The organism is Arsenicibacter sp. R0_47 (assembly GCF_057652235.1).
In genome coordinates this window covers 1-19991 of the sequence record NZ_JBYFCJ010000046.1, presented here as the reverse complement: position 1 = coordinate 19991, position 19991 = coordinate 1, and the positions used below count along the sequence as shown (strand labels likewise).

Annotated in this window: 25 protein-coding genes; 22 read left to right on the top strand and 3 right to left on the bottom strand. The window is 51.1% G+C overall.

The annotated features are described in order from the left end of the window. Positions 1-178: 178 nt before the first annotated feature. From AC23NW_RS34120 to AC23NW_RS34100, 5 genes are all read left to right on the top strand, one after another. On the top strand, positions 179-823 hold the full coding sequence (locus AC23NW_RS34120; RefSeq protein WP_487455103.1) for a transposase: 645 nt from the start codon (positions 179-181) through the stop codon (positions 821-823). A 167-nt stretch (positions 824-990) separates the two neighbouring features. Further along, complete coding sequence (iscB, locus tag AC23NW_RS34115) at positions 991-2370, top strand: RNA-guided endonuclease IscB (RefSeq protein ID WP_487455102.1); 1380 nt, start codon at positions 991-993, stop codon at positions 2368-2370. Positions 2371-2477: 107 nt separating this feature from the next. After that, entirely contained in the window at positions 2478-3659 is a 1182-nt protein-coding gene (locus tag AC23NW_RS34110; protein WP_487455101.1) for a phosphoadenosine phosphosulfate reductase domain-containing protein, read from the top strand. A 19-nt stretch (positions 3660-3678) separates the two neighbouring features. Continuing rightward, a complete protein-coding gene (locus AC23NW_RS34105; protein ID WP_487455100.1) occupies positions 3679-5157 on the top strand; it encodes a DNA cytosine methyltransferase in 1479 nt (492 codons plus the stop codon). A 21-nt stretch (positions 5158-5178) separates the two neighbouring features. Continuing rightward, entirely contained in the window at positions 5179-5625 is a 447-nt protein-coding gene (locus AC23NW_RS34100) for a hypothetical protein (protein WP_487455099.1), read from the top strand. A gap of 51 nt (positions 5626-5676) precedes the next feature. On the opposite strand, the gene AC23NW_RS34095 is transcribed toward AC23NW_RS34100, so the two are convergent. Next, positions 5677-6324 (bottom strand): HNH endonuclease, encoded by a 648-nt coding sequence (locus tag AC23NW_RS34095; protein WP_487455098.1) that lies wholly within the window; start codon positions 6322-6324, stop codon positions 5677-5679. 56 nt (positions 6325-6380) lie between these two features. On the opposite strand from AC23NW_RS34095, the gene AC23NW_RS34090 reads away from it, so the two are divergent. Both AC23NW_RS34090 and AC23NW_RS34085 read left to right on the top strand, forming a co-directional pair. Next, positions 6381-7235, top strand: a complete 855-nt coding sequence (locus tag AC23NW_RS34090) for a DUF5131 family protein (protein WP_487455097.1) — start codon at positions 6381-6383, stop codon at positions 7233-7235. Positions 7236-7294: 59 nt separating this feature from the next. After that, the gene (locus AC23NW_RS34085; RefSeq protein ID WP_487455096.1) at positions 7295-7612 is read left to right on the top strand and encodes an ArsR/SmtB family transcription factor; all 318 of its coding nucleotides are present in this window, start codon (positions 7295-7297) and stop codon (positions 7610-7612) included. A 65-nt stretch (positions 7613-7677) separates the two neighbouring features. Here the strand turns inward: AC23NW_RS34085 and AC23NW_RS34080 are convergent, their stop codons facing one another. Next, positions 7678-8214: a hypothetical protein gene (locus tag AC23NW_RS34080; RefSeq protein ID WP_487455095.1), complete on the bottom strand. Its 537-nt coding sequence runs from the start codon at positions 8212-8214 to the stop codon at positions 7678-7680. A gap of 196 nt (positions 8215-8410) precedes the next feature. Here AC23NW_RS34080 and AC23NW_RS34075 point away from each other — a divergent pair, with 196 nt between their 5' ends. The 6 genes from AC23NW_RS34075 to AC23NW_RS34050 all read left to right on the top strand — a co-directional run bounded on the left by AC23NW_RS34075 (position 8411) and on the right by AC23NW_RS34050 (position 13725). After that, positions 8411-8806 carry a hypothetical protein gene (locus AC23NW_RS34075; RefSeq protein WP_487455094.1) on the top strand — a complete coding sequence of 132 codons (396 nt, stop codon included), beginning with the start codon at positions 8411-8413 and terminating at the stop codon, positions 8804-8806. Further along, complete coding sequence (locus AC23NW_RS34070; RefSeq protein WP_487455093.1) at positions 8803-9186, top strand: hypothetical protein; 384 nt, start codon at positions 8803-8805, stop codon at positions 9184-9186. Before AC23NW_RS34075 ends, AC23NW_RS34070 begins: the two co-directional genes overlap by 4 nt. A gap of 149 nt (positions 9187-9335) precedes the next feature. Continuing rightward, positions 9336-9686: a nucleotidyltransferase family protein gene (locus tag AC23NW_RS34065; RefSeq protein WP_487455092.1), complete on the top strand. Its 351-nt coding sequence runs from the start codon at positions 9336-9338 to the stop codon at positions 9684-9686. Between the two features lie 137 nt (positions 9687-9823). Continuing rightward, complete coding sequence (locus AC23NW_RS34060; RefSeq protein ID WP_487455091.1) at positions 9824-12274, top strand: ribonucleoside-diphosphate reductase subunit alpha; 2451 nt, start codon at positions 9824-9826, stop codon at positions 12272-12274. A gap of 658 nt (positions 12275-12932) precedes the next feature. Beyond that, a complete protein-coding gene (locus AC23NW_RS34055; protein ID WP_487455090.1) occupies positions 12933-13244 on the top strand; it encodes a hypothetical protein in 312 nt (103 codons plus the stop codon). A 28-nt stretch (positions 13245-13272) separates the two neighbouring features. Further along, positions 13273-13725 carry a hypothetical protein gene (locus tag AC23NW_RS34050; RefSeq protein WP_487455089.1) on the top strand — a complete coding sequence of 151 codons (453 nt, stop codon included), beginning with the start codon at positions 13273-13275 and terminating at the stop codon, positions 13723-13725. On the opposite strand, the gene AC23NW_RS34045 is transcribed toward AC23NW_RS34050, so the two are convergent. Beyond that, on the bottom strand, positions 13674-14114 hold the full coding sequence (locus AC23NW_RS34045; RefSeq protein ID WP_487455088.1) for an RDD family protein: 441 nt from the start codon (positions 14112-14114) through the stop codon (positions 13674-13676). The two genes, AC23NW_RS34050 and AC23NW_RS34045, sit on opposite strands and share 52 nt — an antisense overlap. 208 nt (positions 14115-14322) lie before the next feature. On the opposite strand from AC23NW_RS34045, the gene AC23NW_RS34040 reads away from it, so the two are divergent. The 9 genes from AC23NW_RS34040 to AC23NW_RS34000 all read left to right on the top strand — a co-directional run bounded on the left by AC23NW_RS34040 (position 14323) and on the right by AC23NW_RS34000 (position 19690). Next, entirely contained in the window at positions 14323-14862 is a 540-nt protein-coding gene (locus AC23NW_RS34040; RefSeq protein WP_487455087.1) for a hypothetical protein, read from the top strand. A 511-nt stretch (positions 14863-15373) separates the two neighbouring features. After that, positions 15374-15754: a hypothetical protein gene (locus tag AC23NW_RS34035; RefSeq protein ID WP_487455086.1), complete on the top strand. Its 381-nt coding sequence runs from the start codon at positions 15374-15376 to the stop codon at positions 15752-15754. A 14-nt stretch (positions 15755-15768) separates the two neighbouring features. Next, positions 15769-16134 (top strand): hypothetical protein, encoded by a 366-nt coding sequence (locus tag AC23NW_RS34030; RefSeq protein ID WP_487455085.1) that lies wholly within the window; start codon positions 15769-15771, stop codon positions 16132-16134. Positions 16135-16163: 29 nt separating this feature from the next. After that, complete coding sequence (locus tag AC23NW_RS34025) at positions 16164-16460, top strand: hypothetical protein (protein WP_487455084.1); 297 nt, start codon at positions 16164-16166, stop codon at positions 16458-16460. A 79-nt stretch (positions 16461-16539) separates the two neighbouring features. Next, positions 16540-17226, top strand: a complete 687-nt coding sequence (locus tag AC23NW_RS34020; protein WP_487455083.1) for a helix-turn-helix domain-containing protein — start codon at positions 16540-16542, stop codon at positions 17224-17226. Positions 17227-17677: 451 nt separating this feature from the next. Continuing rightward, entirely contained in the window at positions 17678-18079 is a 402-nt protein-coding gene (locus AC23NW_RS34015) for an IS3 family transposase (protein WP_487455082.1), read from the top strand. Continuing rightward, a complete protein-coding gene (locus tag AC23NW_RS34010) occupies positions 18055-18240 on the top strand; it encodes a DDE-type integrase/transposase/recombinase (RefSeq protein ID WP_487455081.1) in 186 nt (61 codons plus the stop codon). The genes AC23NW_RS34015 and AC23NW_RS34010 overlap by 25 nt, the downstream gene beginning before the upstream one ends. A gap of 378 nt (positions 18241-18618) precedes the next feature. After that, positions 18619-18906 (top strand): hypothetical protein, encoded by a 288-nt coding sequence (locus tag AC23NW_RS34005; RefSeq protein ID WP_487455080.1) that lies wholly within the window; start codon positions 18619-18621, stop codon positions 18904-18906. 115 nt (positions 18907-19021) lie between these two features. After that, on the top strand, positions 19022-19690 hold the full coding sequence (locus AC23NW_RS34000) for a transposase (protein ID WP_487455079.1): 669 nt from the start codon (positions 19022-19024) through the stop codon (positions 19688-19690). Positions 19691-19991 lie beyond the last annotated feature (301 nt).

The window sequence follows — 19991 nt, the reverse complement described above, 5'->3', positions numbered from 1 at the left end:
GATTTTCTCCATAAACTTCGCTTCCCTATTTGGTTAGAATCTTCGTTACAGATCAAAAAATCAGCGGGGCGCCCCGTGGCGCGGCCTCCAACGCGGAAAGACCGACCGCCAGGCGGCCCTGTCAATTGATGCCCAACGCATTGCTGAGTATGCTTTTCGCTTCTGTGATCAGCTTCGTTTGTGGGAGCCACCACGTCAGGTAGTTCAAAAGTTAGCTTTATTAAGTGCTGCTCGTCAGCGACTTATTAGTGTCTACACTCAATTGGCTGGTTCTCTGACAGAACAGCAGAGCTTTATTGATCCAACTCTACATAAACAACTGACTAAAAGTTGCCAGGCTTCACTGACTGCTCTGGAGAAAGACCGAAAAGCAGTTGATAAAGCCATTGATGCACTCATTGTAGCTGATCCGCACCTGAGTCAACTTTTTGAGTTGATGATGTCGGTTCCTGGTATCGGTATGGCCACGGCTACTGAGATCGTCATCGCCACTAACGAAATGAAGACTATTACCGAACCGAAGAAAATGGCCTGTCATGCCGGCGTTGCCCCCTTTAACTACCAATCAGGGAGTAGTGTCCGAGGTCGTCCTGGAGTGAGTCAACATGCCCGTAAACGGCTCAAATCATTGTTTCACCTAGGTGCGATGGCGGCCATCCGAGCAAAGGGCGAATTGCAGGATTACTATCACCGCAAAGTCAAGGAAGGCAAGAACAAAATGCTCGTCCTAAACGCGGTTCGCAATAAGCTTATCCATCGGGTATACGCGGTGGTAGCAAGGGGCGAAAAATATGACAAAAATTATGTGTCACCACTTGCATAAACCATAGAAATCGGACCGTCGGAGGGTGCGTTGCCAGCCCCCCGCTCTATCGAACCGGATTAAACAGGCTATCGGGAAAAGCCAGTGTTCGGTTCCCAACAAGCCGCTATAACCTTGTCGAGGCACACTTTACCCCCTCACGGGGAGAACCGTTAAGTAATTGATCTATGCAGAACCGAGTCTTTGTATTGGCTACCGACAAAACCCCGCTCATGCCCTGCCACCAGGCCAGAGCCAGAGAACTCATGCGCGAGGGCAAAGCAGCTGTGTTCCGTCGCTACCCATTTACCATCATCCTGCGACAGTCCACTACGGACGGTACGCAGCCATTGGCCCTCAAAATCGACCCGGGCAGTCAGACCACCGGCATGGCTGTTGTTCTGACCGGCAAGCAAGGAAACCGCGTGGTCTGGGCCGCTGAACTGCCCCACCGGGGGGAGGCCATTCGGGCCAGTCTGGAAAGCCGACGCGCTTTGCGCCGGGGCCGACGCAACCGAAAAACCGCGCGGCGGACCGTCCGTTACCGCAAACCCCGTTTTCTCAATCGAACCAGACCTACCGGCTGGATACCCCCTTCAACTCTCAGCCGCGTCCTGAACGTACAGACGTGGACTAAGAGGTTAACCCGATTGGCACCCGTTTCGGACCTATCCGTCGAGCGGGTACGCTTCGATACCCAGCAGCTACGGAACCCTGAGATCGAAGGGGTCGAATACCAGCAGGGTACGCTTTTCGGCTACGAGGTGCGGGAGTACCTGTTGGAGAAATGGAACCGCCAGTGTGCCTACTGTGGCAAAAAGGATGTGCCCTTGCAGATCGAACACATGCACCCCAGAAGCCGGGGCGGTTCCGACAGTATCACGAATCTGACGCTGGCCTGTCAGCCCTGCAACCAGAAGAAAGGGAGTCGCACAGCCGCCGAGTTCGGACACCCTCAGCTTACGGCCAAAGCCGCCCGGCCCTTGGCCGATGCTGCCGCTGTCAATGCCACCCGGTATCGGATCGTAGAAGAGTTGCGTCAATTGGGCCTACCCATCGAAACAGGAAGCGGAGGCCGAACTAAGTTCAACCGCACCCGTCAGGGCTACCCCAAAGCCCACTGGACAGATGCGGCCTGTGTAGGCGAGTCGGGGGCCAGTGTCTTCATTGTTGATCGGCAGGAAGTCCTACTCATTACCGCCTTTGGGCAGGGATGCCGCCAGCGGTGCCGCACGGATCGCTATGGGTTCCCCAACCGCCACGCCCCCCGAGCCAAAGCGTTTATGGGCTGGCAGACGGGTGATCTGGTCCGGGCCGAGGTGCCAACGGGCAAAAACAAGGGCCGACACGTTGGCCGCATCGCCATTCGACACACGCCCAGTTTCAACCTACGGACAGGCAAGGACCTACTCCAGGGGATTCATCCCAAGAGGTTAACCCTTCTGCAACGGGGCGATGGCTATGCGTATTCTTCAATCATTCACCAAACAAGAGGAACAAAGGCCATTCCTCCGCTTCGGCGTACCGACCCCTCTAAAGAAGGGGGTTTCCTGGCCAGTCTGTCATGAGGAAACCGACGCTCCGCTACTGGTTCTCTAACGCTAACCAGGCAGTCTAACCTTTTTTCAATCAAAAAATGCCACTACCGGGGCGTAAATCGGTGAACGAAGACAGTATGCAAGCCACCCTACTTTCAGAACCCGAAGAAATAATCCTGCCGGGCATTGATATTACCGACGAGGTTCAGGCCGCACTGGATCAGAATTCACCCGTAGCGATTGGTGTAAGTGGCGGCAAAGACTCCACTATTGCCGCCCACCAGACGGTGACGGCCCTGCGAAAGCTGGGGTACGGGGGCGAAATCGTGCTGATTCATGCAGACCTTGGGAGCGTAGAATGGAAAAGTTCGCTCCCGATTTGCCAACAGGTAGCCGATCAGCTTGGCGTGGAGTTGGTGGTTGTTCGGCGCGAAGTAGGCGACCTGATGGAGCGTTGGCAAACCCGTTGGCAAAATAATGTCAACCGCTATATCAATCTGGAATGTGTCAAGCTGATTCTGCCGTGGTCAACTCCGGATATGCGGTTCTGTACCTCAGAGCTTAAAACCCAGATCATTTGCCGCTACCTTAAAAAACGGTTTCCGGGTCAAACGATTCTCAATGTGACCGGCGTTCGGGGTCAGGAATCCCCCGACCGGGCAAAAAAACCCGTCAGCAAAGAACAACCCGCCCTGACTTCTCTTTCCAAAGGAACAAGGGGTATTGAATGGAATTCCGTCTTTAGCTGGAAATTAGACCAGGTTTGGGAAGCCCACAAGCGCTTCTCTTTGCCCATTCACGAAGCCTATACGGTGTATAGATCGTCCCGGGTCTCCTGTGCCTTCTGTATGATGGCCAAACAGGCGGACCTGCTGGCTTCTTCCAACTGCCCCGATAATCAGGACATCTACCGGGAAATGGTAGACCTCGAAATCAGCTCCAGCTTTGGTTTTCAGTCGGCCCACTGGCTGGCGGACACGGCACCACACCTGTTGACCCAGGCACAGCGGCAAGGAGTCGCACTGGCCAAACAAAAAGCCGCTGAGCGGGAAGCCCTCGAAAGGCAGATTCCAAAGCATTTGTTGTACAGCAAAGGCTGGCCAACGATCAGACCCAGCCGGGAAGAAGCTGGATTGCTGGCCGACATACGCCGAAAGGTGGGCGCACTGCTGGATCTTCCGGTGTTGTACACGACGGCTGATGAAGTGCTGGCCCGATATGATGAATTACTCGCCATCGCGGAGACCAAACGACCCCGGTCGGAACCGGTAGCCCAAGAATGTACCCCTTCGGCAGGACTGCAACTCTCCCTGTTCTAACCCTCTCCCCTTTTCACCCATGATATATCTGATTGATTTGTTTTGTGGCCTCGGTGGCAGTACGCTGGGGGCCAGTAACGCCCGGGATGAACAGGGCCAACCCATTGTGGAAGTGATCTACTGTGTCAATCACAGCCCAGACATGATTCGTATCCACGCGGCCAATCACCCCAACTGCATTCACACCCAGGAAGACATCCGGTACGCCAACATTCAACCCATTCAAGAGCAGGTCAGCACGATCCGGCGGAACGACGCGGGAGCGATCATCTGCCTTCACGCATCCCTCGACTGCACCCAGCATACCCGCGCCAAAGGCGGCAAGCGCAAAAACGCGGACAGCCGGACGCTGGCCTGGGAGCTGTACCGCTATATCGAGTGCATCAGGCCGGACATGGTGACCATTGAAAATGTTCAGGAGTTTACCCTTTGGGGGCCAACCGACGAGGACGACCAGCCCATCAAAGCCCTGGAAGGTACCTATTTTGTCCCGTGGCTCGACAAGATGGACTCGTATGGCTACCACCACGACTACCGGATGCTGAACGCAGCCGCTTTCGGAGCCTATACCTCACGTGACCGGCTGTTCATTGCCTTCGTGCGCAGGCATATGCCGATCTGCTGGCCCCAGCCCACCCACCTTCCCGCTGCCCAAACAGAACTGTTTGGTGCGATGCCAGCCTACAAGCCGGTCCGGGAAGTGCTGGAATTAAGGAAGACCGGTATCAGCATCTTTGAGCGGCACCGCTACAAGGGTAAACGACCGTTGAAAGAACGGACACTTCGCCGCATTCTGGCGGGACTCCGGAAATACGCCCGGGAGCCGTACCTGATGGCCTACTACGGAACCGACGCTAATGTGCGTGGGCTGGATCGACCGGAGGCTACACTGACCACCAAGGACCGGTTATCCCTGATCACTCCCTTTGAGGTGCAGTGGCTCGACAAACAGTACAACGGTTCCCATAATCATCAGCCTATCGACGTTCCGGCAGGCACCCTGACCACGAGCCCCAAGCATCATCTGGTTACGTGCGTTCAGTGGCTCGACAAGGATTACAATACCGCCTATAACCATCAGGGACTTCATGTGCCAGCGGGAACGCTCACGACCAATCCAAAATTCAACCTGATCTCGGCCCTGGGGGCTGATGCCAAACCCGTCGATTCGCCGTACTGGACGGTGCAGGCCGGGGATTCCGAAACAATGGTGGCCATTCGGGAGCATATGCGAACGATGGGCATTCACGATCTTCATTACCGGGGACTGATGATTGTGGAACTGCTCCGTATTCAGGGCTTTCCGGAGACCTATGCCCTGCCCGGAACCCTGACTGATGCCAAAAAAGGCATCGGCAACTCGGTCTCCCCCCTGGTTCAGCAACGGCTAATCGAAGCCCTCTACCGGGGCTTTGCCGGACAGCCGGAGCCGACTATCCCACCCGTTGTCCGAACCAGCCCCAACCAGACCAAACCACTCGTCCCCCTCTGTGCGTAAACCATTTTTCCGAACTATATCATGCAAATACAATACCGTATTCTCCGGGGTGCCGTAGTCCGGACCCTCACCGGGTTGACGCTGCTGACCGCTCTTCTTTCCTGCGGATCGGAAAAGGGCTGTGAACCCGGCAGGCCATTTCAAAATATTGTCGGAGCCTGGAACCTCACCTTTAAAAAGGGTGGGGTCGGACGCGTAGGCGTACTGATCCTACGGGCCAATGGCAGAATGCTTGACCCCTACCATACCCTGCATCAGCCGCCCCCCATTAAACCTGGCTTTCCCCCGGTCGTTCCTGAACTGTACTACAAAGTGGAAGGAAACCAATTCCGGTATTACGTGGTGTACCCGAATGCGACAGCACCTAATGAATGGAATGAAGGGGAAATCACCCTCAACGAATGCCAGCGCATGTATATCAGCCTGTCCGATGTGAATCTGATCCTTATGCGAAGACCCCGGAAGTGATGGCAGTTTAAATGCGTAAAATCAATGGCCCAAATGATTTGAGAACAGTCCCTATTCTTCTTTTTGGTGTTCGACGATATGGCATGGCTCACAGAGCGTAATTCCATTGTCAACATCAAGTCGCAATTCCGGGTGAGTGGAGAAAGGTTTTATATGATGAGCATTTAAGTTACCCCCCCGCTTATCCCCGCAATGTTGACAGGTGTATTGGTCACGTTCAAAAACAAGGCTTCGCCATTGCTTATATTCTACCGAACGTCGAAGGTCAAGGTTCCTTTGCTTTGCACCATTCTTGTAAGCATAGTGCCCTTGACCTCTTTTAAGATTCGTGGATTTCAGTGCTGATTCACTAATTCGTTCTCTTACCTCTTTCGTTCTGGCTATGCCTTTATACTTACTCTGTTTCCCGATTCGGCTCTTACTCATTTTGGCCCTGGACTCTGCCGTATGAGTTTGCCCCTTAAAGTGAGAAACACCGTAGATACGTTCCTTTTTGACTTGAACTCTGTTGCACGACAAACAGGATGTTTTTCGTTTGTCCCCCCGGCTGACATCTTTTCCAAATTCCTCGACGGGTTTCCATGTTTTACACTTACGACAACGCTTTTGTCCTGCGGAAATCAGCTCAAGATAATTCTCAACCGTGAGGCCAAGAGTCTTTGCGGCAGTTTTAATAGCCCCAGCGCTTGTTTGTGCCATTCAACATTAAGGTATTAGTTGTCCATTCAATTTACAACACAAAAACTATTAATACAATGGGAAAAAATTCGAAAATTTCTTGGTGCGAGTTCACCTGGAACCCCTGGTCTGGCTGTAATCACGTCAGTCCGGGATGCTTTTTCTGCTATGCAGAGCGCGAAATGACAGGCCGGTTCAAGAAAAAATTCAAACAGGTCGTTCGTTCCTCCACCAAATTTAAGGCACCGCTGACGTGGTACAGGCAACTAACCGGGCAGGAGCCGTTCACCCAACGGCTCGTCTTTGCTCCTTCGTACTCCGATTTCTTTCACCATCAGGCGGATGCGTGGCGGGGGGAAGCCTGGGATATTGTCTGGAAAACCCGCGACAGGCTGATCTATCAGCTACCTACCAAACGCATTGAACGCGCAGCGGGTCAACTGCCCCCTGACTGGCAGGACGGCTATCCCAATGTTTGGCTCGGGGTATCCGTTGAAAGTCCGGACGAGCTGCACCGGATTCAAACCCTGAGTCAGATTCCGGCGCAGGTCCGCTTTATCAGCTTTGAACCGCTCATTGACCGAATTCCGGCACAAGCCCTGCTCACGTCCCCTCTGCGGGAAGCAATGGCCGGTATCCACTGGGCGATCATCGGAGGGGAAAGCGGCTTTGAAGAACCCTCTCCCTATCATTACCGCCCCTGCGAACTAAGCTGGATCACCGAGCTGATGGAAGCTCTCGACACGCTGGGCATCCCCGTTTTTTTCAAGCAGTTCGGCACCCATCTGGCCAAAGAACTGGGCTACTCCCGGGATGGTAAAAACCGTGACGAGTTTCCCCGTTTCTTCCAGCGGTCCGAATTCCCCCGGTCGGTAATGGATGCTGCGCCACTAATTGCGGATCAACAGGAACAAAATGAGCTAATAGTGTAGTTACATTTGACAGGATAAATCGTTATATTTATCTTTTCTTACTTTAATTGGATACTACATTGGAAACCTATATTAAAGAATCCCCCCAGCAAGCCGAACACATTGAGGATATTGCCAGCAAGCTGAATGTGCTCGGCCATCCGGTGCGGTTAAGAATACTATATATACTCTTGCATGAAGGCGAGAAATGCGTCACCGACATTCAGCAACGGCTATCGGGTGAGCAGTCCTTAATATCGCACCATATGGTGAATATGCGCAACCGGAAAATCCTCACCTATCGCAAAGAAGGCAAACGGATTTTCTACCGCATCAAGGACGATACGTTGCCCCTGATCCAGGGCTGTCTGGTTTCGCTTGATGGCATTCATCTGTAAAAAAAAAGGCTGAATATCAGCCTTTTTTGGGATGGTTTTTCTCTCTTTAGCCTCGAATTGATAGATCAGGGGGCCGGCGCATTATCGTTAGGGGAAGAGGCATCAGCCGCTGAATGCACGGGTGCTGATCCGGATTTTTTTGTGAACACAAAAAAGTACCAATAAGCACCGGCAGCACCGCAGGCCAGTACCAACATCAACAGCCACAGGCCACCTCCGGAGGAGGTATCGGCAATTTTTTGCTGTTTGAGGGTTTCCTGTTGTTGTAGCCGTTGGATACTATCGGTAATCTGACGTTGTTCCTGTTCCTGGCGCTGGATACTATCGGCCCGGAACTGATACCGGTTTACGTCCCGCAGGACGGCCAGAACATTGCCAATTTCAGTCGTATCCGTTGCATTCTGAATGCGGACTTCTTCGAGCATTTTAGTGGCCAGATTCAGTTCTTCCGCTACCGTCAGTCGCCGGGCGAAGTTCATGACCGTCGAACGGGGCAGGTGAACAAGCCCCTGAGCCTGAATGGAGTCCGGGGCAATCTGCCCCCATGCAGGGCAGACCAGAAGCAGCAGCAACGGTGAAATTTTTTTCAGCAGGGATTTCATAAAATAAATTATTTGTTTTATGTTGTCAAAAGTAGACACGATTTTGAGGCTATACAACAACTTCGGCTCTTTTTTCTGGAATCTGCAATTATTTTACCCGTTTCAATCAAAAAAAACTCTGAGGGCAACTATCCGATTGCTAAACCCACCTGTTGGTTCGTAGAGGGACCGGTAGCCCTTATAACTTATCATCGCTATGGACTTTCCCTTACTACCGACGATAGGCCTTGTTGTCTTTATCGGAGTCATGTTGTACCGGTATGGCTTCTGGCTGCTCCTGTATGTCCAGTTGATTGGCTATGAAGCGACCCGTCGCGTCGAAGAGCCATCCTACCGGACGATCTGGCAGCAGATCAACGGAAAACCGGTCGAATCAGCGCCCTCCCGCAAACCCGGCAACCCTGTCCTCTACATTGCTCTGGCGCTGCTGGTCTGGCCGGTTTTTTACGCCCTGCGTCGGCGATGGCGATTCCTGTTGCTGACCGGTTTGATCATGACCATAAATCCGGTAATTTGCTGGTGGATTTTCACGGGTATCGCCCTGTACGCCCAATACCGCCAGGTTAAGGGCCTCACCTACCAGTTTCAATGACGACGGCAGACACATACAAGTTTCACCTTTGGAAGCATGAGACCCTGCCTCTGGAGGCTTGTATGCCGTACTGCTATCTGGATTATTCCCAGGGCTTTTTCGTGTTCGACTACCCCGACAATTCCACCCTTCACTTACCCAACACCGAGCTGCACCGGAAGTTGCTGGCCAGTATAGGACTTGTTCCCCTGAACCTACACCCCGACCCCAACAGCCCTCAATCGCGGATGATTCCGGTATGGATGAACCCGAATGCACTCGTTCACGCCCGGCCAACGCACTCGCCCGACCAGATTGAACTATTCCTGTCAACAGGTTCCTGCGTCTACAGTCAGCCCAGCGAGTGGCTCAAACAACAGATCAAGGTTCAGGCTCAGTAAAAGGCCCCGCCCTGGGCCGGAGGGGCCAAATCAACAGGGAGATAAAAGGCTCACTATCAGCGGCTTGAGATTATATAAACAGTTGTTTTATGGTATCTTTACAGGGAAGGAAATGGCGGTAGACCAGGCCGTCAAGCAAAGAGACCTGTATGGAAAACACCAGTACCTTACCAACTTTCTTACCTGATCTTCGCTGGATACGGGGGCGGTTGAGAGAGGCCGGTCTACGCCGGTACACCGTGTTGGGAGCCGCCATAGTTGGGTCCTATGCCCGGGGGCAGGCCCGACCTGACTCTGATCTTGATATAGCCGTCATTTTGCCCTATTCAAGCCGGATAACAAGCCTGAAGCGATCAGAACGATACCATGCCCGGTTCAGGACCAATGACCAACTACCCCGGTGGCAGGGCATTCAGGTCGATATACAGTTTTTTTACCCAACCGATGAAGCACTGGCCGGGTACGCACGGATTGATCTGGTAGCCGACCATCGCGTGTAGTGGCGGCAGCAACGAATTGGGAATGGGCCTTCGCATCAGAAGGCCGGGTGTATTACGGGAGACTGGATAACATAAAATGACTGATTTATGTGTATATTTAAGCGTTCTTTAAAGCACTACTAAAATTGAGCTGAATTATGTACGTAGTTAAACGCGATGGCCGCAGGGAATCCGTCATCTTTGACAAGATCACAGCACGGATCACCAAACTGGCCTATAATCTGGATCAACGGTTTGTCAAACCTCTGGAAGTTGCCCAGAAAGTAATTTCAGGTCTCTATGAGGGGGTAACGACGACCGAACTGGATAACCTGGCCGCAGAGACGGCAGCATCCCTGACCACCACGCACCCCGATTACGCGTTGCTGGCTGCGCGTATTGCGGTATCCAATCTCCACAAGGACACCCTCAAATCCTTTAGTCAAACGATAGACCGGCTCTACCGGTACATTGATCCGCGAACGGGTCAGGACGCTTCGCTGATTTCCGAGGAGGTGTATCAGATCACGATGCAGCACAGGGACCGGCTGGATTCGGCCATCATCTACGACCGGGATTTCGGGTATGATTATTTTGGCTACAAGACGCTGGAGAAGTCGTATCTGCTCAAACTCGATGGCAAAGTGGCCGAGCGGCCCCAGCACATGCTGATGCGTGTTGCTCTGGGTATTCATATGCAGGATATTGATGCGGCTATCGAGACCTATCACCTGCTGAGTGAGCGGTGGTTCACCCATGCCACCCCGACGCTGTTCAATGCCGGAACGCCCAAACCCCAGCTCAGTTCCTGTTTTCTCTTGCAGATGCAGGACGACAGTATCGAGGGGATATATGACACACTGAAACAGACGGCTAAAATTTCGCAGTCTGCCGGTGGAATCGGACTGAGTATTCATAATGTCCGGGCAACCGGCTCCTACATTAAAGGAACCAATGGCACCTCGAACGGGCTGGTGCCGATGCTTCGGGTGTTCAATGATACAGCCCGGTACGTCGATCAGGGAGGAGGTAAGCGTAAGGGATCATTCGCCATTTATCTCGAACCCTGGCACGCTGACATTTTCGAGTTTCTTCAATTAAAAAAGAATAACGGCAAGGAAGAGCTACGCGCCCGGGACCTGTTCTATGCCCTGTGGATTCCGGATCTGTTCATGCAGCGGGTGGAGGCCAACGGAGACTGGAGTCTGCTGTGTCCCCACGAATGTCCAGGGCTGGCTGATGTGTATGGCGAAGCGTTTGAAGCCCTCTACGCCCTGTACGAACGGGAAGGCCGCGCCCGGAAGGTGGTCAAGGCGCAGGACCTATGGTTTGAGATTCTGCAATCACAGATCGAAACGGGTACGCCGTATATGCTCTTCAAGGATTCCGCCAACGGCAAATCCAATCAGAAGAATCTGGGAACCATCAAATCATCTAACCTGTGTACCGAGATCATCGAGTATACCGCCCCCGATGAAGTAGCGGTCTGCAATCTGGCATCGCTGGCTCTGCCCAAGTACGTGGTATATGACCGGAATGGGGTTGGCTCCTTTGACCATCAGAAGCTGGCCGAGGTGACCCGCGTAGCAACCCTGAACCTCAACCGGATCATTGACATCAACTACTACCCCGTTCCCGAGGCCAGACGCTCCAATTTGCGGCACCGGCCTATTGGATTGGGCGTACAGGGGCTGGCCGACACCTTTATCATGCTGCGGATGCCGTTTGATTCCCCCGAAGCCAGAAAGCTGAATACCGAAATTTTTGAGACAATCTATTACGCATCTATGTCGGCCAGTATGGAGCTGGCCAAAAAAGAAGGGCCTTATGAAACATGGGATGGTTCACCGATTTCCAAGGGGATTTTTCAATTCGATATGTGGGACCACACTCCTGCGTCGGGGCGATGGGACTGGGAAACACTCCGGCAGGACGTTCAGCAGCACGGGGTTCGAAACTCGCTTTTACTGGCACCGATGCCGACCGCTTCTACGTCACAGATTTTAGGCAATAATGAGTGCTTTGAGCCGTACACGTCCAATATCTACACCCGGCGGGTGCTTTCGGGCGAATTCATCGTCGTCAATAAACACCTGTTACGCGATCTGGTGAGTCTGGGCCTGTGGAATGATTCGATGAAGAACCAGTTGATTCTGGCCAATGGGTCGGTGCAGCAGATTCCCAGTATTCCGGAGCATCTCAAGGAGATATACCGGACAGTCTGGGAGATTAAACAAAAGTCGATTCTGGAAATGGCGGCTGACCGGGGAGCCTTTATCTGCCAGTCTCAGTCGCTGAATATTCACCTTCAGAACGCCAACTTCGCCAAACTCACGTCCATGCACTTCACGGCCTGGAAACTGGGCCTTAAAACCGGCCTGTACTACCTGCGCACGAAGGCCGCTGCTGATGCCGTCAAGTTCACCGTCGAAAAGCAGAGCGAACTGCAGTTAGAGCCGGTAATTCCTCGGGTTGAAGAGCTGGTGCCGACGGCCGAGAGCCTTCGGGCCGTTGGATCGGATGCCGCCATAGTGACCGACAATGCCGATTACACGGCGATGGTGTGTTCCCTTGAAAACAAGGACGCTTGCGAAATGTGCGGTTCCTGAACAGGCCGGTTTCTGCCGGAACCTCCACGAGTAATAGTAATAAAAATATCATTTGTTTTATTTTAGCATTGCCTTAAAAGCATTACCTTGACAGTCAATTGGTTAAGGTTTGCTTCTGTACAACGAGGGCTATTTTAACCGGCTTTTTTTCAATTTGTTATCATTTTAAAAGGTGTAATGTCATGAAGAAAATCAGAACGTTTTTATCAACCCGAACGGTAGCCTTCCTGTTGCTGGCGCTTGTAACGGTTCCTTTCGAAGGCCAAGCCCGGTTCATGGGCAGGGAGCATCAAACCTCAACGACTCCTCTGCCCAATGGGATGTGTCAGGTTTGTACAGTAGAAACCATCTATTTGTTCTGGATCGCTGTCGGTCAGAGTGAAAGCTGTTATATGTATCAATGTGTATCCGCTCCCGGCTTCCCCCCACCCCCTACAAATACCTCATTCTAGCCTTCGTTCAGGTCTTTTCAGTCTCATCCCTTATCACACTGGAAAGACCTGAACAATGTGGATACAAACGTGCTGACGCTATTGGAAATCATATACAATGCATTCCTTCAGGCAGCTTCTCAGGGGGTAAACCCTCAATTGACTTACTCTGGGCTATCGGTTAGGCCCTATTACCGTTTTTTATTCTGACCCGCCAAACCAATTGAATGCAAACGCTTACGTTAACTCAGCTACAGGCATTACGCATCCTGGAACATACTTCGTATGAAGCCGATATGGGTCTACGGCAATTTGCCGAAACACTCTGGCCGGACAGCACCATGCACACATCGGTCAAAAACACCGGCAACGGCGCGACTTCGGGCAAAGCCGCCTGGCTGGTTGCCGGGAGTTATCTGGCGAAACTGGAGAAAAAGGGCTGGATCAGAAAAAACCGCGATTCGGCGGTGCGCGTATACATATCCCGGGAAGGGAAACGATTACTGCAAGCTCAACAAGCTACCATCAACCCACAATAAACGACCCTCTAAATGGTCCCATTTTACTATGCGCCTAAAAGCATTGACCCTGAGTGACAATTCCCCTAAAAACCCATATCCCTGGCTCAGTCTGATGGAATATGGATTTAAGACCATCGAGACCCGAAGCCGGATTACGCATAACCGGGGTGATCTCTTACTGTGTGGCGCTGCCGATAGCCGGACCCCCAATAAGGGGCTGGCCACCTGTGTGGTCAAAATCCTCGACTGCCAGCCCATGCAGACCATCCATGAGCAGCAAGCCTGCATCCAGGTGGCCCCGGGCCGGTGGGCGTGGATCACGGGCGAATTACGCTGGCTATCGCGCAAATTCCCTGTGCGGGGAGGGCAGGGCTTCTTCTATGTCGATGTGCCGGACGATATATCGCTAATCGAACCCGAACCGGCAGCACTGAGGCCTATACCGCACTATCTGAACCAGTTTTTGGATCGACCAACGGTATCAGGCATTGTCCGATAAACCACCCGCGTACCGGCCAGTTTATCGCCCCATCGCACATCCGGTTCCATCAGAAGGTGCCCCAGGTCGAACAGATTCAGCACGGGCACTATCATGGGCAGGGTTCGGATCAGGCCGATCCATAGTTGGCCTTCGGGCGGAAGCCCGTTGCGGGTACAGATCACCTGAAGCCCGAATACACGTTTGCCAAACCCCTGACCCAACCCCAGTGGCAAAACATCCCGCAGCAGCAGGTAGACAAGTCCGGCCAGATACATCAGTTGCGATAGGGAGGGAACCGTCTGATCAGTCAGCCAGACGAGGAGAAAAACAAGGACGTAATCGGTCAGAAAAGCCAGGAACCGGATACCAACCGGAGCCGGGTGTATGTCGAAAGTAGACTTTTCCATAAGCCAAAAACAAGATAAAACAAACGGTCTAAGATAGGGCAAAATCTCGCTAAAAATGAATCAAATCCATGAAATGAGGTTGCTCTTGACAGCAATAAAGGCCATTATCAGACTTGGGAATATGGCTAAGTCCGTTACAAAGGCCTTTTTCAAGTCCTTCTCCGAAATAATTATTCAATTGTTTTTTCAATCTATCCGACAGTGTTCCATGTACGACAAACCACTCTATCACCGGCTGCGGAATACCATCCGGAGCATAGGCCTTCGCCTATACGTGGCCTGGCACAAAGGGTCTGATTCGGGCAGTGATCTCTGTATGTATCTGGTCCGGCCCGGCTACTACGGAAACCTGCTCGATCACCACTTTTTTGAGGGCAATCTGGTTGGCGTACCTACCTTCCGGTATCACCTCATAGCCAAACATCGGTTCCCCCGCCACGGGAACCTGCTGATCCGTCGCATACAATCCGAGTTGCTGTTTCTGGAAACCAGCATTTCCTTCGAGCCGGATGGCATGGCCACTATTTACCAAACCAACCTTTACCGCCATCTCACCGAATCGCCTGACGGCATCCGCTACACAGCCTGGTACGGGGATTGTCTCCGCTACCAGCATTGTTTCCCTGATACCAACGCTACCTTCTGGCAGCTTCGGGTAATTCCCTACCCCCGATTCAGGTTGATCGACCGCATTTGCAAAAGCATTCAGTCACCCCTTAAACAAAACGTGTATCATGAAAACCCCTGATACCCGCTGGGGACGCACTCTACTGATCGTCTCCGTAGTTATCGGCAGCGCATGTCTGGTAGGTGCACTCATCCGGGAGATGTACCGGATACTATTGGTCCCCTGACGGAGGAACCGGCTTAAAAAAAAGCAGCTACCCATTTTGGGCAACTGCTTTTTTTTCTTCTCACTCATCTCGATTAGGTCCAAAGACTCCCCTCTAGCCTACTCGCATTCACATACACTAACATAAATCATTTGTTTTATATGACAGCTCAAAAGGATAATGTTTTTTTGATTTTTTTTTGAATGAATCAAATTTCTGATCAATATTGCGCCCAATTGGGTGGCAAGCCCTTTCGAAACCAATATATAACCGGCACCCCTTTCTTTATCGTTCATTTTATTTTGTTAATCAATAGGGTGATAAAAGGTTAGTACAGGGGCTTTTCGGGTTGTTCTCTCCCCGGATTTAGCGTATTTTTATAGAGAAGATCAAAGCCAGACCGGGGCGTATGACCGGCAATGTCAGATGACGTATGCGATTCGCGAATATGTACGGGCGACACGACTTCCGTTTTCAGTAGTTTTGCAGTGCGTAGACCCCCCACAGCCTGTATTTTACCGGAATTTTGCAGACCGGAAGCAAGCCCTCGGGCTGTTTGAACGCCTGAAGGCCAATGAAATCAAAGAAGGCGGGGGCGGTGAGTTTTCGGTTATACTGTATGAGCATACCCCGGCCACGACCTTCAGCTACATGACCACGACCGATGAAACGGTTACGGGTGATCAACATCGGTTTGTGTATGCACTGGACTACGCCTGTTCAACGGTGGTGCAGTCGTTTACCTACATGGATTTTTTCGAGCAGATGGAACCGGCTGAGGAAGCCGCCGGACGCGATATTGCCTAATTTTTCACTCAGAAATGGAATCTCAGACCACGAAAGTAATTCAAAATGAAAGCCTGAAACAGGCCTTGACAATGGCCTCTTTGCAGGGCTTTATCGTTCTGACACAACCCTTGCCGGAAGTGGCAATGTACAAGCATATTTTAGGTCTGGCTGAGGCCGAGGGCTTTCGTGACCCCTACACTATCGGGCCTTCGCGTGTTTCTCCCATGCAGGCCAAAGGAAAAGCCGTTCAGCGGTTCCCAATCGCAACCGTTGAGCTAACAGCCCGATATGCGTTGGCCTATCTCAACGGGGAGATTCTGCCAAAGGGCTTTATGCTGCATCATGCAGGAAACCGGCTGCTCTTACTGGCCCCGCCTACTACTCAATCCCTTCAATGACATTTGTGAACGCTATAAATCCCTGTAACATGCTACGGAAAATCGCCACCTATCTGGTCGTAGGCCTGGTCGCCACTGCGTCGATCCTGTTTATCCAGGCCACCAAACACAACACCCCTCCTGTGCTGTCACTACTGGGAGCCAGAACGGTGCTGCATCGAGGCACCACCACTGTTGCGGTTTATAAACATGCCCCCCTGGACCATCAGGCAATCTCAGCTGCCATTGTCGAGGCCTCCCGGTTGGGCTATACATATGAGTCGGGCATAAGTACCTGTCACCCTGATTCCAATGCCTGCATGACTTCGCTAATTTTTGTCCGCTAATAGCTTTTATTCCACTTTGCGCATTTTGTAATTTATTTTTCTCATTTTTGTGCATATTATTGCTATTAATATCAATTCTATGAAAATAAATGCGCATATTATTGCAGGACGAATGAAGGAATCTGGTCGAACGCAGGATTCACTGGCTCAAGAAATTGGCGTTACCCGAAGGACTATTTCCGAGATTTTACGAAAGGGGGAAATCGCACGAGTAGATACACTAATACGTATTGCGGAGGTTTTGGGTCTTCTTATGGCAGACATAGTTGAGGGGGTAGAAACTATGGAAAGCCAGGCATTTGCTAAAACGCTCAATGCCACACCTTCACAGTCCTCTGAAATCCGGAATATGTGGATGATACCCGCCTCTGCTAAAGGCCTATTATTGAGTAATAACTCCAGCACTAAAAAGTCACTGACTCGCGTCGCGTTTCCATTTTTACCGACAGAATGTTTTGCATTTGAAATAGAAGGCTATGAAATGTTTATTCCCTCTGATTGTGACGCTTCCTATCCTGCCGGTTCATGGATTATTGCAAAGAAAACTAATTTAGAGCCGGCAAGCTTACTTATCGGTTCAATCTACCTATTTCAAACTGAACAAGAAATATTTCCCCGTATGCTGGATGCAGTAATAGGGGGACAGCTACATCTAAAGACACTGACAAGCCGGAAATCAGTAATATCTGTGTCAGATGTTAAACAGATCTATACTATTGAGTTACGTTTAGGAAGGGCCAAAGTAAACGGGTTTAATTTATCCTGACATATCGAACGTGCAGCGCAATAAATTTGGCAGATTAACACGGTGTAGCGGTTATTGTATTAATCTAAAGTGGTCCCACTTTTTTGCACCACCCCTTAAGCTTGTCGGAATGGTTGTTAACTTAGGCAACCATGAAAGCAAAAAGCCGTCGCCAGGTCACCTCTGAGTTCAAGGTGAAGCGGGGCCGCCCCAGCGGTTGTTTTAGAAGTACTCCGTCAGGATAAAACGCTCAATCAGATCGCTAGCGAGCATGATCTGCATCCGCAGTTAGTGCAGACCTGGAAACAGGCATTTATAGCCGCTGCTCCGCAACTATTCGATCAACAGAAGGGGGCTGAGAAGCCCATTGTGGATGAAACAGGGCCGCTCTACGAGCAGATTGGGCGGCTTCAGATGGAGTTGACTTGGCTCAAAAAAAATTAGCGACCAACCCTTAAGCCAACGACGAGCCATGATTGATCGCTCTAATGTAGACTTCAGTCTGCGCCGACAGTGTTGGTTATTGAGTGTCAGCCGAACCGGTCTGGCCTATCAACCTGTGCCAGTTGATGATCAAACCTTGCGGATTATGCGCCGGTTAGATGAATGGTATGTCGAACATCCTGATCTGGGCCATCGGCGTTTGGTGGTTCTATTGAATCAGGAAGGGTGGGCGATCAATATTAAACGGGTTCGTCGGTTAAGAGCTTTGATGGGTCTGGAAACGCAGTTTCCCCGGCCAAATCTATCAAGGCCTGGCGTACCCCGGCAGCGCTTTTTCTATCTGTTAAGGGGGTTAATCATCCATAGCATTCATCAGGTCTGGGCGACTGATATTAGTGCATTCCGATGCCTAAAGGCTTTTTTTATGTGATGGCTATCTTAGATTTGCACAGCCGCTATGTCTTACATTGGCAGTTGAGCAATACGCTGGAAGCAGACTGGTGTGTAGATACCTTGCGACAGAGTTTACAGCAATGGGGTAAGCCACAGATTTTCAATACAGATCAAGGGAGTCACGGGGCCGCCCTTTAGGTTTGTGGCGTGGTAAGCTTTTAAGATTGTGATCTTACCGAACTAGATATTGAATGGGTTGTCCTATAGGGCCGCAGAGGTTTTGCTCTATGCTCAGATTCAGGTTCCATTCTAATGAGCTAACCTAAGTTAATCTTTGATAAATTTCAATATTGGAATAAGTTGCCAACCAACACATAGGATGGGTTACCCTATGGGGCCGCAGAGGTTTGCTCTAAGCTCGGAACGGTACGCCGTCGCGGTCAGGATCCATCATATCTTACTTGCTCTCGACTCAAATGGAAATTAGGGCATTTTGACCCATTAGTAAGCGGGGCGCCCCGTGGCGGTTTGAGTATCAAAGCAAGCACTTGTCAATCACTCTATAAACTATCATTTATGAATATTACTTACTATATTGGAGTTGACGTCTCAAAGGCTACTTTGGACTGGGCTGTCTATAATGGCAGAACGATTGTTTTTCAGAACCAATCCGCTAATTCAGCGGTAGCAATAAGAGCTGTTATCAAAGCGATCAAGACACTTCCTGGCTTTATGACTACCCAATCGGTTTGTTGTCTGGAACACACTGGAATTTACAGCGCCCATCTTTTATCTTCTCTTTATAAATTACAGTTACCGATCTGGTTAGAAAGCAGCGGCATCGGCCGTCCGACTTCAGATTAAAAAGGCAGGCGGTTTACAACGAGGAAAGACTGATGCCATTGATGCCCAACGCATTGCCGAATATGCCTTTCGGTTCAAGGACAAAATGCGTTTATGGCAGCCACCCAGACCTGTTTTGCAAAAATTAGCGGCTCTAAGCGGCCGCCGCTGCGGTGCGCTCCGTCAACGGCTAATAGGGGTTCAGCGACAACTTCAGCAACCGCTTAACGAGCAAACAGGATTTATGGATGCAGCCTTACAAAAACAGATTACTAAAAACTGTCAGGCGTCTCTGAAAGCCATTAATGCTGATTTAGAAGCCGCTGATAAACAAATCAATATGCTTATTCAAAATGATGAGCGGCTTCGAGAGCTTTTTGCCTGGATCACCGCCCGGCGGCCCGGCTCAGTACCAGGCGTTGGCCCGGCTACTGCTACAGAAGTATTAGTAGCTACTGATGAATTCAAAGCTATTAATGATCCCAAAAAGCTTGCTTGTCACTCAGGAGTGGCTCCCTTCGAGTATAGGTCAGGAAGCAGTGTTCGAGCCGGGCCGCCGGGCGGTAAAACCGGTGTTAGCCAGCACGCTCGTAAACGACCGCCAGGCGGCCCTGTTAAGTCTCTGTTTCATTTAGGAGCCGTGTCTGCGGTCAAAATGAAAGGCGAGCTTCAGGATTATTACCAGCGCAAAGTAGGAGAAGGCAAAAATAAAATGCTCGTGCTGAATGCGGTTCGTAACAATCGGACGGCCGACGCCGCTGATTCATCGAGTTTGTTCGGTAGTTCACCGCCAGCAGAAATATGACAAAAATTATACGCCCACGCTTGCATAAACCATGGAAATCCGAGCGGTTAACCAGTGATGATTTTGTGGCCGTATTGTTAGGGCATGAGATCGCTATCAGTTGAGAAGGAAAAGGGCGGGCTTTGGATAATATCTATGTGGAACGCTTCTGGCGAACGCTAAATATGGTGTTCCCAATTAGTTGGACAGCTTTTGGGCTAATTCAAGCTTGGGAAATCCGAGTCAATAACTGTACTTTTTTGCTCCCCAATTGGTTCTTTGATATACCATTGAGCAGGAGTCTGGTAGCCTAACGATTGAT